At 68.7% G+C, this 15,609-nt stretch carries 22 protein-coding genes; 15 read left to right on the top strand and 7 right to left on the bottom strand.

What is annotated here, in order from left to right; translation table 11 throughout:
• Positions 1-3: 3 nt before the first annotated feature.
• Positions 4-522: a MarR family transcriptional regulator gene (locus ITJ66_RS00310; protein WP_194642772.1), complete on the top strand. Its 519-nt coding sequence runs from the start codon at positions 4-6 to the stop codon at positions 520-522.
• A 75-nt stretch (positions 523-597) separates the two neighbouring features.
• A complete protein-coding gene (locus ITJ66_RS00305) occupies positions 598-1,002 on the top strand; it encodes a VOC family protein (RefSeq protein WP_194642770.1) in 405 nt (134 codons plus the stop codon).
• Here the strand turns inward: ITJ66_RS00305 and ITJ66_RS00300 are convergent.
• Both ITJ66_RS00300 and ITJ66_RS00295 read right to left on the bottom strand, forming a co-directional pair.
• On the bottom strand, positions 957-1,466 hold the full coding sequence (locus ITJ66_RS00300) for a hypothetical protein (protein WP_194642768.1): 510 nt from the start codon (positions 1,464-1,466) through the stop codon (positions 957-959). The two genes, ITJ66_RS00305 and ITJ66_RS00300, sit on opposite strands and share 46 nt — an antisense overlap.
• A 143-nt stretch (positions 1,467-1,609) precedes the next feature.
• Positions 1,610-2,083 (bottom strand): GNAT family N-acetyltransferase, encoded by a 474-nt coding sequence (locus ITJ66_RS00295; protein ID WP_194642766.1) that lies wholly within the window; start codon positions 2,081-2,083, stop codon positions 1,610-1,612.
• A gap of 121 nt (positions 2,084-2,204) precedes the next feature.
• On the opposite strand from ITJ66_RS00295, the gene ITJ66_RS00290 reads away from it, so the two are divergent.
• From ITJ66_RS00290 to ITJ66_RS00255, 8 genes are all read left to right on the top strand, one after another.
• Positions 2,205-2,762 carry a dihydrofolate reductase family protein gene (locus ITJ66_RS00290; RefSeq protein WP_194642765.1) on the top strand — a complete coding sequence of 186 codons (558 nt, stop codon included), beginning with the start codon at positions 2,205-2,207 and terminating at the stop codon, positions 2,760-2,762.
• 165 nt (positions 2,763-2,927) lie between these two features.
• Positions 2,928-3,956 carry a hypothetical protein gene (locus tag ITJ66_RS00285; RefSeq protein ID WP_194642763.1) on the top strand — a complete coding sequence of 343 codons (1,029 nt, stop codon included), beginning with the start codon at positions 2,928-2,930 and terminating at the stop codon, positions 3,954-3,956.
• Complete coding sequence (locus tag ITJ66_RS00280) at positions 3,953-4,324, top strand: GntR family transcriptional regulator (protein WP_194642761.1); 372 nt, start codon at positions 3,953-3,955, stop codon at positions 4,322-4,324. The genes ITJ66_RS00285 and ITJ66_RS00280 overlap by 4 nt, the downstream gene beginning before the upstream one ends.
• A 73-nt stretch (positions 4,325-4,397) precedes the next feature.
• Positions 4,398-4,781, top strand: coding sequence for a cupin domain-containing protein (locus tag ITJ66_RS00275; RefSeq protein WP_071262105.1), 384 nt, complete (start codon positions 4,398-4,400; stop codon positions 4,779-4,781).
• Positions 4,782-4,912: 131 nt separating this feature from the next.
• Positions 4,913-5,410, top strand: a complete 498-nt coding sequence (locus tag ITJ66_RS00270; protein WP_228501401.1) for an NUDIX domain-containing protein — start codon at positions 4,913-4,915, stop codon at positions 5,408-5,410.
• A 68-nt stretch (positions 5,411-5,478) separates the two neighbouring features.
• The gene (locus tag ITJ66_RS00265) at positions 5,479-5,937 is read left to right on the top strand and encodes an NUDIX hydrolase (protein ID WP_194642758.1); all 459 of its coding nucleotides are present in this window, start codon (positions 5,479-5,481) and stop codon (positions 5,935-5,937) included.
• Between the two features lie 86 nt (positions 5,938-6,023).
• Entirely contained in the window at positions 6,024-6,923 is a 900-nt protein-coding gene (locus ITJ66_RS00260) for an arginase family protein (RefSeq protein ID WP_194642757.1), read from the top strand.
• Between the two features lie 229 nt (positions 6,924-7,152).
• The gene (locus tag ITJ66_RS00255; protein WP_194642756.1) at positions 7,153-7,461 is read left to right on the top strand and encodes a hypothetical protein; all 309 of its coding nucleotides are present in this window, start codon (positions 7,153-7,155) and stop codon (positions 7,459-7,461) included.
• Between the two features lie 112 nt (positions 7,462-7,573).
• On the opposite strand, the gene ITJ66_RS00250 is transcribed toward ITJ66_RS00255, so the two are convergent.
• From ITJ66_RS00250 to ITJ66_RS00235, 4 genes are all read right to left on the bottom strand, one after another.
• On the bottom strand, positions 7,574-8,410 hold the full coding sequence (locus tag ITJ66_RS00250; RefSeq protein ID WP_086472353.1) for an alpha/beta fold hydrolase: 837 nt from the start codon (positions 8,408-8,410) through the stop codon (positions 7,574-7,576).
• A 249-nt stretch (positions 8,411-8,659) separates the two neighbouring features.
• Positions 8,660-9,730 (bottom strand): S41 family peptidase, encoded by a 1,071-nt coding sequence (locus ITJ66_RS00245; RefSeq protein WP_194642755.1) that lies wholly within the window; start codon positions 9,728-9,730, stop codon positions 8,660-8,662.
• Between the two features lie 104 nt (positions 9,731-9,834).
• Positions 9,835-10,062 (bottom strand): hexameric tyrosine-coordinated heme protein, encoded by a 228-nt coding sequence (locus ITJ66_RS00240; protein WP_194642754.1) that lies wholly within the window; start codon positions 10,060-10,062, stop codon positions 9,835-9,837.
• Between the two features lie 27 nt (positions 10,063-10,089).
• The gene (locus ITJ66_RS00235) at positions 10,090-10,638 is read right to left on the bottom strand and encodes a carboxymuconolactone decarboxylase family protein (protein WP_194642753.1); all 549 of its coding nucleotides are present in this window, start codon (positions 10,636-10,638) and stop codon (positions 10,090-10,092) included.
• A 122-nt stretch (positions 10,639-10,760) separates the two neighbouring features.
• On the opposite strand from ITJ66_RS00235, the gene ITJ66_RS00230 reads away from it, so the two are divergent.
• The 3 genes from ITJ66_RS00230 to bla are packed head-to-tail and all read left to right on the top strand — an operon-like array spanning position 10,761 to position 12,996.
• Positions 10,761-11,645 (top strand): AraC family transcriptional regulator, encoded by an 885-nt coding sequence (locus ITJ66_RS00230; protein ID WP_192003914.1) that lies wholly within the window; start codon positions 10,761-10,763, stop codon positions 11,643-11,645.
• A gap of 8 nt (positions 11,646-11,653) precedes the next feature.
• Positions 11,654-12,061, top strand: a complete 408-nt coding sequence (locus ITJ66_RS00225) for an SRPBCC family protein (RefSeq protein WP_194642752.1) — start codon at positions 11,654-11,656, stop codon at positions 12,059-12,061.
• The gene (gene bla / locus ITJ66_RS00220) at positions 12,058-12,996 is read left to right on the top strand and encodes a class A beta-lactamase (RefSeq protein ID WP_194642751.1); all 939 of its coding nucleotides are present in this window, start codon (positions 12,058-12,060) and stop codon (positions 12,994-12,996) included. Before ITJ66_RS00225 ends, bla begins: the two co-directional genes overlap by 4 nt.
• 14 nt (positions 12,997-13,010) lie before the next feature.
• Here bla and ITJ66_RS00215 read toward each other — a convergent pair whose 3' ends face one another.
• A complete protein-coding gene (locus tag ITJ66_RS00215) occupies positions 13,011-14,060 on the bottom strand; it encodes an SDR family oxidoreductase (RefSeq protein ID WP_194642749.1) in 1,050 nt (349 codons plus the stop codon).
• 85 nt (positions 14,061-14,145) lie between these two features.
• Here ITJ66_RS00215 and ITJ66_RS00210 point away from each other — a divergent pair, with 85 nt between their 5' ends.
• A complete protein-coding gene (locus ITJ66_RS00210; protein ID WP_194642747.1) occupies positions 14,146-14,460 on the top strand; it encodes a helix-turn-helix transcriptional regulator in 315 nt (104 codons plus the stop codon).
• 98 nt (positions 14,461-14,558) lie between these two features.
• Positions 14,559-15,167, top strand: a complete 609-nt coding sequence (locus ITJ66_RS00205) for a DUF3887 domain-containing protein (protein WP_194642746.1) — start codon at positions 14,559-14,561, stop codon at positions 15,165-15,167.
• Positions 15,168-15,609: the final 442 nt, after the last annotated feature.

The raw sequence follows: 15,609 nt of genomic DNA, 5'->3' as shown, positions 1-15,609 counted from the left end.
GGCGTGCGCGTAGCTGCCCCGCGAGTCCGGTCGCACCGCCCCGGCCTCAGCGGCGACCGGCTCGCGGCCTGGGCCTCCGTCGCCACCCTGGTGGAGCGGCTTCCCGCGGCGCTCGACGCCCAGCTGCAGCGCGACAGTGGGCTGAGCCACTACGAGCACGGGCTGCTCTTCGCGCTCGACACCGCCCCGGACCGCACGCTCCGGATGAGCACGCTCGCCGGGTATGCGAGCAGCACGCTCTCCCGGCTCTCCCGAGCGATCTCTCGACTGGAGAAGCAGGGCTGGGTGCGACGCGAGGTCGATCCCACCGACGGTCGGTTCACCCTCGCCGTCCTCACGGACGACGGCCACACCCACGTCGCCCGGTCGACACCCGCGCACCACGCCCTGGTCGAGGAGCTCGTCTTCGGCTCGCTCACGGAGGCGCAGGTGCGGCAACTGGCCGAGATCAGCGCGCGGATCGCGACGGCGATCGATCCAACGGCTCCATGGGCGCCGGCCAGTGGACGTCCGACGTCCTGAGAGAGCTTCGCTCGTGCGGGCGGCGACGGAAAATGGTCCTTGTCGACCCGCTCAAGCCGGGCGTAGCTTGACCGCATGAGCCTCTTCATCACGTGTCCGGTCGAGAGCGTGGAACGCGCGACCGCCTTCTACGACGCCCTCGGCTGGACTCGCAACGCCGCCATGTCCACCGATCAGGTGTCCTGCTTCGAGATCGCGCCCGAGCAGTACGTCATGCTCGGCAGCCGCGAAATGTACGCGAGCGTCGGCGGCACTGAGGAGCTGATCGGTGGACCGGACACGCCTTCGAAGGTCACGGTCTCCTTCGACCTCGGGAGCCGCGAGGCGGTCGACGAGCTCGTCGATCGGGCCGGCGCCGCGGGTGGACGGATCGGCGACACCGACGACTACCCGTTCATGTACCAGCGCCAGTTCGACGACCCCGACGGGTACCACTACTCGCCGTTCTGGATGAAGCCCGACGCCGAGCCGACCGACTGAGCGACCTCGCCGCGACACGGCACGGCGAGCAGGTCGCCGGGCGCGAGGTCGCGGGGGAGCAGCACGTACTGCTCCGTTCCGGCCTCGCTGTCGAGGTGGAACGACACCGTGTGCGTCGTCGACGCCCGGCCGATCAGCCGGAGTTCCGACCAGCACGGTTCGACGTCTGAGAGGCAGGCGTCGAGGGTGAGGCGATGGCCGTTCTCGCCGAACGCCGCATCGACGACGCGCATGACGACCACGGTGGTCTGCTCGACGGGAGACGGGCATCCACCAGTGCCGGGGATCACCGCTGTCGCCGAGTGGACGCACGGGGTTCCGAACTCCTCGACCAGGCGCAGCATCGGAACGTCGTCGACGATCACGTCCGTGGTGCTGAGGTGGGTGTGTGCCGGCCAGCGGTCTGGGACGAACGGGTCCGGGATGCTGCGGCGGAGCGAGGGCAGGATCGTCGTGAGGGTCATGACCTCCGGTCTACGCCTCACCGTCTGCCCGAGTCGCGGTCCTCACGGGATCCATGCGTCGTTCCCCGGAACCCAGACGGTCTGCTCACGTTCCGTGCGGGCGGAGGGGGGCATCAGGCCTCGATCATGGCTGGCATCTCCTGTCAGAGTTCGCGCGCGAACGACACCGTCGTGGCCGTGCGTCCGGTCTCTGCGAGTCCCGCCTTCAGGAGGACCCGCTGGGATGCGACGTTCGTGACGTCGGTCTCAGCGGCAGCCCGTTCTGCGCCGTGCGCTGCGGCGAACGCCAGTGCGCCGACGACCGCTTCCGTCGCGAGTCCGACCCCACGAGCGGCGGGAACGAGACCGTAGCCGAACTCGACGCGGCCATCGCTGTCGGGTGGGCCGAAGAAGCCGAGTCCACCGACGGCCGTCACGTCGGCGTCACGGATGACGTACAGCGTGAAGATCGGGTCGCCAGTGGTCGATTCCGCGAGGCCACGGAGCGGGCCGAGCTCATCGGCGAACGGATACTCCGGGTGCCAGTCGTCACCGTCGCGCTCGTCGCGTTCGACGATGCGTCGTGCGAGCGCCGGTGAGATCGGTTCGAGGGTGGTTCGTTCGGTGCGGATGATCATCGACGCCAGTCTGGCAGGGCGACGAGGCACACGTGATCGACATCCGACCAGTGACGTGGTTCGCTGGCAAGACGGGTTCCCAGCGTCGGGAGGCCGTCGATCCGTGAGGGAGCGCAGTGCGATGAGACCACTCCGATACTCGATCAACGTCACGCTCGACGGGTGCTGTCATCACGAGGCGGGACTCCCGCCCGACGAGGAGTCGATGCAGTACTGGACCGCGCAGCTTGCGCGGGCCGACGCCCTCCTGTTCGGCAGGGTGACCTACGAGATGATGGAGTCCGCCTGGCGGAGACCGGCCTCGGGCACCTGGCCGGACTGGGTCGAGCCGTGGCAGGTCCCCTTCGCGGAGACCATCGACCGGGCGAAGAAGCACGTGGTCTCGAGCACGCTGGGTGACGCCAACTGGAACGCGGAGCTGATGAGAGGCGACCTCGAGCAGGCGGTCCGGCGGCTCAAGCAGGAACCGGGCGAGGGCCTGTGGGTGGGCGGGGTGACGCTGCCGCTCGCGCTGGCCGACCTGGGACTGATCGACGAGTACGAGTTCTTCGTGCAGCCGGTGCTCGCCGGACGCGGGCCGACCCTGCTCGCCGGGCTGCGTGAGCGCATCGAGCTCCAACTCGTGGACCGCCGGGAGTTCCGCTCAGGCGCGGTCGCCATGCGGTATCGGCCGGCGTGACGTCGCCGCCCAGAGTGCCCGTTCTGCTTCATCGGCCCCTCGCAGTGAGTAGAACGCGCACTTTCGAGCCCTGATCCGAACTTGAGCTGCGTGCGCAGTACAAGTTTGTGCTACCTTGTCAGCACAAGGCGCGCTGCGCTCCGTCCGACGCTCCGAGAGGTACCGATGCTCACGACACTCCTCATGCTGCTGTCCGAGGTCAAGCAGATCCTGCCCCTCGAGAACGCACTGACCTTCGGCTTGGTGATCTTCGCGCTGTCCTGGGTGCGCCCGCGTCGCATCATCTCGTTGCCCGATCGAGGCCCCCGTCGCACCGTCCTCCGCTGGGCAGGGACGGCGGGCGCCGTCGCGATCGTGGCCACCGCGACCCTCGCGAGCGCTCTGAACGTCGGCGTGTACGACGCGTCCGGATACGACGGTTGGTGGCGGCGACCGGCACCGCTCGTCGTGGCGACCATCGTGATCGTGATCGCGGCGCTCGCCTTGCGTCGTGTCCCCGTGCCCGCGCCGGGTGAGCGAGCGATCACGCCACTGCGGGCGTGGAACACCTTCGCACCGCGGGTGTCGCTGTGGATCGCGGGCATCGCGGCGTCGCTCGCCCTGGTGACCGCCACTTGGCAGATCGCCAGTGCGACGACGGCACCCGAGAACGGCCAGTTCTTCGGACATGTCCCCGACTATTCGCCCCTGCCGATCTACACGAACTTCAACAACGGGTTCGGTTACGTGTCCGGCTCGGGGTGGCCAAACCACCTCGCCACGGTCATCGTCATCCTGCTTGCGGCACTGACACTCGCCCTCGTGCTCCGCACCGACGCCAACCGGCCGATCCTCGCCCGGTCCACCGCGCCGAGTGTCCGACCGGACCGCGAGTCGACCGCCCGGGTGTTCACGCTCCTCATGCTCGCCGGCCTCACCGCCACGCTCGGCGCCGTCTGGATGCACGTAGGTTCGGCGGGGACGTCGCTCGTCGGGATCGACGAGTACTGGGTGTCGGAGAACGTCTCGAACACGCGCCTGTTCATCGACGGCGGATACAGCGCGATCGCCCGACCGATGAACCTCGCCGGCTACGCCCTCCAAGGAGCCGGTGTCGCTCTGGCACTCCGAATCGCGGTGGACACCGTCAGAGCGGCGCTCGCCACACGAACGCGCTCCGACGCGGACGTCGAGTTCGCCGGGTCGGCTCGATGAACCACCTGTCGGCCGACGAGATCACCGAACTCTTCCGCGGCGCGATCCGGTCAGGGCTGCTGGGAGACGGCGACCGCCTCCCGACGGTGCGGCAGACCGCTCGGGACTTCGCGGTCGCTCAAGCCACGGCGGCGAAGGCCTATCGTGCGCTCGAACAGGAAGGTCTCGTCGTGACCCGTACCGCGGCCGGCACCCGCGTCGCCCCCGGAGCCTCGCGGGCGCCGCAAGCGGTCATCGAACGGGCTCGTGCGCTCGTCGAGGCGAGCGATGCGGCCGGGGTGGCCGTCGAGGACGTCCTGGCGATCGTCCGTGCGATCGCGAACCGTAGCGCGGAGGAGCCGTCGACGGCGGACCGGCTGGACGGCTGACCGAGCCGGCGCGCACCGAGCCCGAGGGGCTATACCGCGCCACGACGCACGACAGCCGGGAGAGGATGGAGGCATGACCGCTCTCTCCGGAATCGATATCGCCGCCGAACTCCGACAGGTCGAGGCCCATTGGACTCCCCGAGTGGTCGGGCGGGTCAACGATCAATACGTGAAGGTCGCGAAGCTCCTCGGGCAGTTGGTCTGGCACGACCACGCGAACGAGGACGAGATGTTCCTCGTCGTCTCGGGCACGCTCCGTATTCAGCTCCCCGACGATGAGGAAGTCGTGCTCACGCCGGGCCAGTTCTTCGTGGTGCCGCGGGGCGTGCAGCACAATCCCATCGCCGACGAGGAGGTCGAGATCGTCTTGATCGAGACCGTCACGACCGCCCACACCGGCGACGTGATCGTCGAGGGCACGGTGCCCGTCGAGCGTCAGCTGGGCGACTTCCGCTGAGGGCATGATCGCCGGACGGCGCTCGACCGTAGGGTGGGCGGATGCCTGTTCCGGATGAATCACGTTGGACCACGCTCGAGAGGACGACGGTCCACCGAGGTCGGGTCACCTTGGTCGATCACGAGGTCCGATTGCCTGACGGGTCGCGATCGAGGTATCTCGTCGACGAGAGCGTTCCCTTCTCCGTCGCCTCGCTGATCATCGACGGCGACGACGTGCTCCTCGCCCGGCAGTACCGATACCCGCTCGACCGCTGGATCCACGACCTGCCGGGCGGTGCCGGTCGAACGGACGAAGCCCCGCTCGAGGCCGCCCGGCGTGAGCTCGAAGAGGAGCTCGGTGTCGTTCCGGACGACCTCCGACCGCTGCACACCTTCTTCATGAACCCGGGGCGAGCGTCCTGGCCGACACACCTGTTCATCTCGACTCGAGGCATCCGTTCCGGCCTGGCAGACCTGTCGGATCCCGCGGAGCAGGTGCGGCTCGTGCGCATCCCGCTGTCCGAGCTCGACGCACTGATCGCCACCGGGACGATCGTCGACCCACCGCTCATCGTCGCCCGAGCCGTGGCGGCGGCCCAGGGCATCCTCCCGCCGCTGGGAGTGGCAAACGAGCAGCTATCTCGGTGAGCGCATCTGACTGAGAGCTCGAGCAGCCGGCACCGGTCACGCTCCCTCGATTCGGGTACGCTCGCGGCGTGAACGAAGACGAGACGCTCGTCCATGTGACGCTCGACGCGCCGTGGCTGCCTCCTGGAGGAAGGGCCGAGGTGATCCGCCGGACGACGCCACCCCGGCCGATGGCGGTCGTGCGCCTGCTCCTGCGCGACTCCGACCAGGTGTTCTGCGTGCCAAGGCAGGGCACAGGGCGGCTCGATCTGCCGATGCTCGAGGCTGCATCCGATGATGTCGACGGCACGGCGGCCGTTCGTGAACTGGCGCAACGCATCACCGGTGAGCACGCGGGCACGCACTTCATCGGCGCCGTACGCAACGTCGTGGAGGCACCGGCCGACGGATACGACTGGCCGGCGCCGGTCGCCCACTTCGGCGTGTGGGCTTCGGACGTGGCCCCGATCACTGACGGCACGTGGGTGCGTCTCGACGATGACGAGCATCAGCTGCGCGACCGACACTGGTACCCGTTGGTGGGCTGATGCGCACGACGCAACCGCTCGTCGGCGGATGATCTGGCCGGGAGGCTGCACTGTCGACTGTCGGCGCGCTCTGTCAGGCTGACGGGATGATCGCTCTCATCTCCGCTCCGACGAACCTCGGGCTCCGCCCACCGGAGCGGGGGAGCGTGCCCGGCGCGGACAAGGCCCCGTCGGCTCTGCGCGAGGCCGGACTGTTCCGTCGGCTCGAAGCGGCCGGAGCCCGTGATGCGGGCGTTGTCCTGGCCGGGCGGTACCTCGACGACGACGACACCCGCCCGAGCGGGCACGTCCGCAACGAAGCGGGGATGGTCGATCATGCGCGGCGCCTCGCCACGCGGCTGACGGAGGTCCTCGACGCCGGCGATGCACCGCTCGTCATCGGAGGCGACTGCAGTGTCCTGATCGGGATCGGTCTGGCGTTGTCGCGCCGTGGGCGGGCAGGGCTGGTGCACGTCGACGGCCACACGGACTTCAGACATCCCGGCAACAGCGATGCCTGTGCGAGCGTCGCGGGGGAGGACCTGGCCGCCGCCGTCGGCCTGCACTGGCCGGCGATCGCGGACATCGACGGTCTCGGCCCGTACTTCGAATCGCGACGCGTCGCGCACATCGGGCACCGCGATGACGACGCGGAAGCAGCAGAGGCGCGCGAGACGCTCGGACTCGTCATCCCGGCCCGGCGGCTCATCGAGCAGCCCGCCGGCGACGTGCGTGTCGCGGTGCACGAGGTGGTGGGCCGCGGCTACTGGCTGCAGCTCGACGTCGACGTCCTCGACGCGAGCATCATGCCCGCAGTCGACAGCCCCGATCCCGGAGGCTTGGACGCGCCGCAGTTGCGTGCGCTGTTGGCCGAACTCGCTCCTGGCGCGGTCGGAGCATCAGTGACCGTCTTCGATCCAGACCTCGACCCCGACGGTCGCTACGCTCGGCGGCTGAGCGACGTCCTCGCCGATGGGTTCAGCGAGCTCGGTTCGGCGATCGAGTAGGGCCGACAGCTCAGCGCGGCGACCTGACCGGAACGAGGCAGTCGACCTCGGTCATGGTAGGAAGGTGCCCATGCGCCGCGCCGTCAGCACTCTCCTCGCTCTTTGTCTCGTCGGCGTACTGGCGGGGTGTGGTGTGTTCGACCGAGGGCCGAGTTACGAGTCTGCCAAGGAACAAGCGCTCTCCTTGCGTCAGGAGTTCGAAGCGACGTTGCCGGGCGGAGCGTCGACAGTGAGCCAGAACGACGTGGACCTCGCCTGCAGCGGCGGTGCCGTCCAGTACGACGGCAGCATCACCGTGAGCGTCGCGGAGGACTTCGATCGCAACGCCTGGTTGGACGAGGCTGCAGCGATGTATGCCGACAGGGCGGCCTGGAAGGTCGGGAAGGTGGTCGCAGCCGACGACTCCTCAGACCTCACGAGCGGCGTCTCCTTCATCTCCGATGACGGCTACTACCTGCGTCTCGACGAATTTGCTGACACGTCCGAGTGGGGGCCGGTCATCGTCCTGTCCGCGTCCGGTCCGTGTGTGCGTCGCTGAGCCGAGCGTCCGTCCAACAGCAACTCGCGGAATCCGCCGATGGGTCGGCCATCATACGAACGGCGCACCCGAGATCATCCGGGTGCGCCGCACGTCTCTGACGTTGGTTCCCTTACTGCTCGATGAAGGCGAGGAGGTCGGGGTTGATGATGTCGGCGTGGGTGGTCAGCATGCCGTGCGGGAAGCCCTCGTAGACCTTGAGGGTCGCGTTGCTGAGGAGCTCGGCCTGCTTGATGACCGCGTCCTTGTACGGCACGACCTGGTCGTCATCGCCCTGCATGCAGAGGACCGGCACGGAGATCGCCTTGAGGTCCTCGGTCTGGTCGGTCTCGGAGAACGCCTTGATGCCCTCGTAGTGCGCCACGGCGCTGCCGGTCATGCCCTGACGCCACCAGTTGTCGATGACGGGCTGGGACACCGTGACACCGTCGCGGTTGAAGCCGTAGAACGGGCCCGAAGCCACGGCCTGGAAGAACTCCGCCCGGTTCGCAGCGAGCGCGCTCCGGAAGCCGTCGAAGACCGAGATGGGCGTCCCTTCGGGGTTGGCGTCGGTCTGCACCATCAGCGGAGGCACGGACGAGACCAGGACGGCCTTCGCCACACGACCCTGTGGCTCGCCGTACTTGGCGACGTACCGCGCGACCTGGCCACCACCCGTCGAGTGCCCGATGTGGACGACGTTGCGCAGGTCGAGGTGCTCGACGACCGCCGACACGTCGCTGGCGTAGTGGTCCATGTCGTGGCCGGACCCGATCTCCGAGGACCGCCCGTGACCGCGTCGATCGCTGGCCACCACGCGGTACCCCTTCGACAGGAAGAAGAGCACCTGCGCGTCCCAGTCGTCCGACGACAGCGGCCAACCGTGGTGGAACATGATGGGCTGCGCCGCCGGGTCGCCCAGATCCTTGTAGTAGATTTCCGTGCCGTCGTCCGTTGTCACGAATGGCATGACTGACCTCCAAGCTCATGTCGAGCCAAGCCGCGCTCGGAACGACTCTCGCGAATTCCGCTTCCACGGAATGTGGGAGCGCGACCACGGTAACGCGACGCGGCGGCCGATTCACCGGTCTGTCGAAAGTCCCGACACCTGTCCAATCCGGTTGGTGCAGACGTCCAGTTCCGAGCGGCCGAGAGTGCTCGTTCTGCACTTCCGGAGCAGTTCGGCGAGCAGAACGGGCACTCTCGGTGGACGGATCGTTCAGCCGCGGTCGGCGAGCCACGTGCTGATCGCCGCGGGGAGCTGCGTGAAGTCCTCGACGGCGGTGTCGGGCTCGATCGGAACGCCGTAGCGCTTGCCAGTACGGTCGGCGTCGACGGCCACGGTCAGATTGACGACCGCACCGTCGTAGAGGCGGACCGGCTGGTTGGCCGTGCTGAAGCCGTAGCTCGGTTGCCCGAACACGTGCACGTCCGACTGCCCGATGAAGGCGATCGCGACCGCCTCGGCGGAGCTGCCGGTCATCCCGTCGATGACCACGGCGATCGGGCCGTCCACCTTCGGCTGCGGCTTCGTCGCCGCGCTCTGTCGGTTACCGTCGGACGACACGGCGCCGCCCGACACCGAGACGACCGTCGACCTGTCGACGGACTCGAAGGTCTCGACGGTGCCGTCGTCGAGCAGGGGTGCCACGGCGGCCACCATCGGCCACACGTTGCCGCCATGGTTGTCCCGCAGATCGACCACCCATGCCGACGTGTGGGGCGCGGCGGCGGTGATCGCGTCGACGGCCGTGTCGATGTATCGCTGGCCGAAGGAGTCGCTCCCGGAGCCGCCACCGATGAGTGTCGGGAGCCGGATGGTCGTCACACCGTCGGTGGACGTGACGGTGGGCGGTTCGTTCTCGGCCTCGGACCCCGACGACGGGCCGAACAGCTCCGCCGCGGCCGCAGGATCGTTGAAGGTGGTGTGCGGACCTCCCAACTCGGTCGCCGCCTCCGCGATCGGTCCGTAGGTGTCGGCGTAGTCGGAGGCGTCCGCGACGGAGGCCATGGCCCGTGCCCGCACCTCGGCGTAGCGTTCCGGTGTGGCCGCGACACCCTGTCGCATGGCGTCGAGCGCGACCTCCGCGTACGTCTGCGGCGACGGCGGGACGAGGTAGATCCCGTACGACCGCAGGAGCGGCGCGGCGACGACGGCGCCGCCGACCACCAAAGCGAGGAATGATGCCGTGACGACGGCAGCGATGAGGCCACGCCGACGCCGACGACGTCGCTGTTCCATGGGGGCCGGTGATGGCAAGGGCGGTCGACTGCGGGTGATGCCGGGCATGCCTCCAGGCTACGAATCGTCGATGCTCGAATCGTCAGCCCGCAGGACGATCCCGCTCGCGGAGTGTCATCCGCGGGCGGGATCGTGGTGCTTCGTCGTGTCGCTCAGCGCCAGTATCCGTTCGCCGCGCTGACGGTCTGGAAGTTGATCGCGATGACCTGGGAGGCGCCCATCAGGCTGTCGGCGTTCTCCGCATACGCGACCCGTAGGCGTGCACGGACGTCCGCGTCGGGCTGGGTCATCTTGACGCCGGTCCTCGAGAGCTTGATCGCGAGTGCGTAACCCTCCTCGGGTGTCGGGGTCAGCAGGCTCGGGAACCAGGATTCGGACATGTCGGTGCCTGTCGTTCCCGGTCGAGCTCAGGCGACGCGACGGAGCGGCACGGTCGGGAAGTCGACCGGCACCTCGAGCGCGACGTTGAGGTAGTTCGTGAACAGATTGAGGGCGACCTGACCCACGATCTCGACGATCTGCTCGTCGGTGACATCGTGCGAGCGCAGCGCCTCGACGTCGGAGGCGGGGATCTGACCCCGGAGTTCGACGAGCCGCAGGGCGAACGCGAGGATCGCGGCGGTCTTCGGGTCGTCCGACTGGCCCGTCTGCGCGGCGGACATCGCGTCGCGGCTGACACCTGCCTTGCGACCGAGGGCCGAGTGAGCGGCGAGGCAGTACTCACACGCGTTGCGATTCGCGACGGCGACGGCGATCTGCTCGCCGAGCGCGGCGCCGAGCGAACTGCTCGACCCGAACGCGCCGAAGGCCGACCACATGCTCGTGAGCGCGGCGGGCGAGTTGGCGACGGTCGCGAACATCGCCGGTACGGTTCCGAACGCGGCATGGATCTGGTCGAGCTGCTCCTTCGTGGTGCCGGTCGCGGTCTCGGGGTCGACGAGGGGGATGAGTGACATGAGGGGTTCCTGTCCTGATTGCCCCGGTCTTTCCGGGGATGCCTCCATCCTGTGGGTCAGTATCGGACGATTCGATGCATTTCGTCTGGACTTCAGTGCAGATCGTCTGCCATGCTGTCCGCATGCCACCCGTGGACCGCCTGTCGTCGATGCTCGAGCACTTCAGGATCCGCGCAAGCCTCTTCCACGCCGGTCCGCTGTGCGGCGTGACGACGTTCGCGGCGTCGCCCGGACGAGGCTTCCTCCACGTGCTCCGTGACGGCGAGATGTCGGTGACCCACCAGCAGGCCGACGGTCGGCTGGAGACCGTCATCGTCGATCGTCCGAGTCTGTTGTTCTACCCGAGGCCGCTCGAGCACGCCTTCCACAACGCGCCCACTGAGGACTCCGACTTCGCCTGCGCCACGATCGACGTCGACGGTGGGGCCACGCACCCACTGCTCCTGGCGCTGCCGCCCGTCGTCGTGATCCCGCTCGACGCCGTCACGACGCTCCGGCCCGCCCTCGACCTGCTGTTCTCCGAGGTCGACGCCGGCGCCTGCGGGCAGCGGGTCATCGTCGATCGCCTGTTCGAGGTGGTGCTCATGCAGCTCTTCCGCTGGATGCTCGACCACACGGACGAGGTCGGCCTGCCGGCTGGGCTCCTCACGGGGCTGGCGGATCCGGCTCTGGCACGCGCCCTCGTCGCGATCCACGAGGCTCCGGGTGAGGCGTGGACACTGGCCTCGATGGCCGACGAGGCGCGGCTCTCGCGCAGTACCTTCGCGGCGCGGTTCGCCTCACTGGTGGGCGTGCCGCCCGCCGAGTACCTGACCACGTGGCGGGTGACGCTCGCGCAGGGCATGCTCCGCGCTGGTGAGCCGGTCGGGCTCACCGCCTCGCGCCTCGGCTACGCGAGCGCACCGGCCTTCTCCCGCGCCTTCTCCCAGCGGGTCGGCGCCTCACCGCGGGCGTGGCTCGCTGCGGCCGTCGACGTGCCTGATGGCTCGCGCACCGAGGTGGCATGATGCCGTCCATGAGAAGTCGCCACGTGAGCCGGGTCATCAGCGCCTCGCCGGAAGCCGTCTACGAATACGCGTCCGACGTCGACAACCTCCCGCGGTGGGCGGCCGGGCTCGCGCAGGCCGAGGTGGTGCGCGAAGGTGACTCGCTGTTCGTCGAGTCGCCGATGGGTCGGGTGGAGGTCCGGTTCGTCGAGCGCAACCATCTCGGGGTACTCGACCACGATGTGACCCTGCCGTCCGGGACCGTCGTCACCAACCCGGTGCGCGTCCTGGCCCATCCGGAAGGTGCCGAGGTGGTGTTCACGGTGCGTCAGATCGAGCTGGACGACGACGCGTTCGCGCGTGACGTCGCCATGGTCGAGGCGGACCTCGAGCGCCTCGATCACCAGGTCGCTGGGCAGGCCGGCGTTCGTCGATGACGCGGAGCACCGGTGGCGTCGTCGCCGTCGCCCTGGCCGGTGGGCTGGTGCTCGGGCTCGTGGGGTGCGCCTCCGCTCCTCCGTCCCCTTCGGCGTCGCCGAGCTCCCCAACCTCGGCGCCAACGTCGGCCCCGCCCACGTCGATGCCCGACCGGTCCGTCGAGTTTCAAGCCCTGGAGGCCGAGTTCGGCGCTCGCGTCGGCGTGAGCGCCGTCGACACGGGGACCGGCGCCCGGTTGTCCTACCGCGCGGACGAGCGCTTCGGGTACGCATCGACGATCAAGGCGCTCGCCGCAGCCGTCTTCCTCCACGAGGTGCGCGGCTCGGCGCGTGACGAAGTCGTCACGTGGTCGGCCGAGGATGTCGAGGCGGCCGGCTATTCGCCGGTGACGAGTGAACAGGTCGAGACCGGCCTGGCCCTGTCGCAGCTCGCCGAGGCCGCCGTCCGGCGGAGCGACAACACGGCCCTCAACCTCGTCCTCGCGCGGATCGGTGGGCCCGCCGCGCTGGATGCCGCCCTCGTCACGTTCGGCGATGAGGTGACCGAGGTCGTCAACGCGGAGCCGCTGTTGAACGTGATCGAACCGGGCAGCACCGATGACACCACCACCCCTGCCGCGTTCACCGACGACCTGACCGGCCTCGTCGACGGCTCCTACCTGGACCCCGCCGACCGGGCGACGCTCCTCGCCTGGATGAGCGGCAACGCGACCGGCGACACCCTGATCCGGGCCGGTGCTCCGGCGGGATGGCAGGTGGCCGACAAGTCCGGGGGTGCGGGTGGGATCCGGAACGACATCGCGATCATCGACCGGCCGGGCGGCGACCCGATCGTCCTGAGCATCCTCACGAACACACTCGACCCGGACGCCGAGTACGACGATGCGTTGGTCGCAGAGGCGGCGAGCGTCGCGCTCGCCGCCTTCGAGCAGTAGCCGGGCTCCGACGCTTACGGGATGAGTCGCTGATCGCGGAGGTCCTGGAAGATGCGGAGGAACATCGCCTCTGTGTCGACGTACTCGTGGAACCCGGCTCGGCGGGACTTCGAGGTGTCGGCGATGACGTCGTAGTCCCACGCGAAGACGAAGTCGCCGAACGCCCAAGACGACACCTCGGCGTAGCTGGTGGGCGCGAGGCCGTGCCGCTCGACCATCGCGTTCCACAGGGCCTCCTTGTCGGCCATCACCTCGACGAGGCTCATCTCGAGTGGAGGCGCAACGTCGAGGTCGAAGAAGGCGGCGATCTTCGGCCACATCGACGACCACCGGAACACGTCGCCGTTCGTGATGTTGAACGCCTCGTTGCGTCCGGCCTCGTGCGTCGCGGCCCACACGGTGGCCTTCGCGAGGAGGTCGGCGTCCGTCATCTCGATGAGGCTCGTGTACGCGCCGGGCTTTCCGGGGAATCGCAACGGGATGCCGAGCTCTTTGCTCATGGACGCGTAGACGGCGATGACCATCGCCAGGTTCATCGGGTTGCCCAGGCCGATCCCGGCGACGACCGACGGCCGCAACGCCGACCATGACCAGGCCGCCCCGACCTGGCGGCGCTCGAGGAACTGCTGCTGGTCGACGTTGAACTCCGGCGGCATGTGCGGCGGGTCGGACTCCTTCGCGGGTGTCGCGAAGGGGCCCAGATGTGCGCCGTAGACCTTGTAGCCCTGCATCAGGCTGATGTGTTCGAGGCCCGGCGCGACGGGTTCGACGGCGTCGACGACGTTGGTGAGCATCGCGAGGTTCGGCGCGACGAGCTCGGCCCAGCTGGGGCGGTCCTGGTATGCGGCGTAGAACAGGTGCGTCACCTCCGACAGGCCCCGCAACTGGCGGATGGTCGCGTCGCGGTCGAGCAGATCCACCGCGAGGTGCCTGACGGATCCCCGGTCGGTACCGCCGCGGCGGGACAACCCGATCACGTCCCAGCCGAGCCCCTCGAGGTGGGTGATCAGGTTCCCGCCGATCACGCCGCGGGCTCCCACCACCAGTGCTGTGTGCTGTGTCATGACATCTCCATCGTTAGATCGCGATTTACCGATCCATAGTGTTGCACAACATCGTGGAATCGCGATATTGCGATATGGTTGACGGATGACGAACGTTGACGAGTTGGACCTGGTGGCCGTCTTCAAGGCGCTCGGCCACCCGACGCGCCTGGCCATCCTGGGGTGGTTGAAGGATCCTGAGTCGTTCCCGCCGCAGGATCAGCCGGCGGCCGAGGTCGGCGTGTGCCTCAAGCACATCCAGGCGAGGGCCGAGGTGTCGCAGTCGACGGCCTCGCAGTTCATGGCCACGCTCCAGCGCGCCGGCCTCGTGACGTGCACCCGGATCGGCCAGTGGTCGCACTATCAGCGCGACGAGGCCGCGATCGAAGCGCTCGGTCGGCATGTGACGCTCGCCGTCTGAGCTTTCGCCTCGACTCGCCCCCAGGGTGGCTCGAGCGCCTGAGTGGCGACGGCGTGCAGGGGCTGGACATTGCCCGCGTGTAAACGTAAGGTTTACACATGCAAGAAAAATTGACGGATGTGCTCGCAGAGCTGGCGGCGCGCAGTGACCGGCTCCTCATGGCGCCGGTCCTCGGCGACCCGGCGGATCCGACCCGCTTGGTACTCGGGGCGCTCGGCGTCCGCGAGAGTGCTGAACGCGTCGTCATCGCGGCGGTGCAGCAGGCCCGCCGCGACGGAACCAGTTGGCAGGCCATCGGCGACGCCCTCGGGGTCACCCGGCAGGCGGCGTTCCAGCGCTACGGCAAACCCGTCGACCCACGAACAGGAGCTCCCATGAACACCACCCCGCTTTCCGATGCCGCGGCGCTCGCCGTGACCGTGATCGACGACCTCGCCGCCGGTCGGTGGGAGGACGTGACGTCGCGCTTCGACCAGACGATGCGCGACGGCTTGCCCGCGACCGCGCTGGCTGGCGCCTGGGCGCAGATCGCCGGTCTGGCGGGAGCCTACGAGTCGCACGGCGAGACCGTGGCCTCGAGGGCCGCGGACGTCACCATCACGAACACGTCGCTCGCTTTCGAGGCCGGTGACTTCGTCGCGCGCATCTCGTTCCGCGACGACCGGACGATCGCCGGGCTGCACATCCTGGATGCGGCGTCGGCATGAGCCGCCGTGACGGTCGTCGGGGTCTGGTGGACGTCTCGGTCGACGGCCCGGATCTCGTCATCACGCCACGAGGGTGGTGGGGCTTCCTCAGTCTGCGTCGGCGGATCCGGCTTCCACGTGCCGCGATCCGTTCGGCTTGCGTCTCCGGAGATCCGACGGCGGAGGTCCCGGTCACATGGAGGTCCGGTGGCACCGGGACCTTCGCGGTCCGCGCCGGGTACTGGCGGGGTTCCGGGGTGCGATCCTGGTGGTGCTACCGCTATGGACAACCTGCCGTGCTCGTCGAGCTGGCACTCCCTCGCCTGCGGGCCGTCGTGGTCATGACGGACGACGATCGGGCTACCGTCGACCAAATAGTTTCGCTTCAGGCAACGATCTGATAGTTTCTTCAGGCGCAACGACTGCGGGTCCATCATGAACTACGACGACGCGCAGGATCGAT

Origin of the sequence: Plantibacter sp. VKM Ac-2885 (assembly GCF_015351205.1) — a bacterium.
Taxonomy (GTDB): domain Bacteria; phylum Actinomycetota; class Actinomycetes; order Actinomycetales; family Microbacteriaceae; genus Plantibacter; species Plantibacter auratus.
Note: the sequence above shows the minus strand (reverse complement) of the source record. Positions and strands in the feature narration are given on the sequence as shown.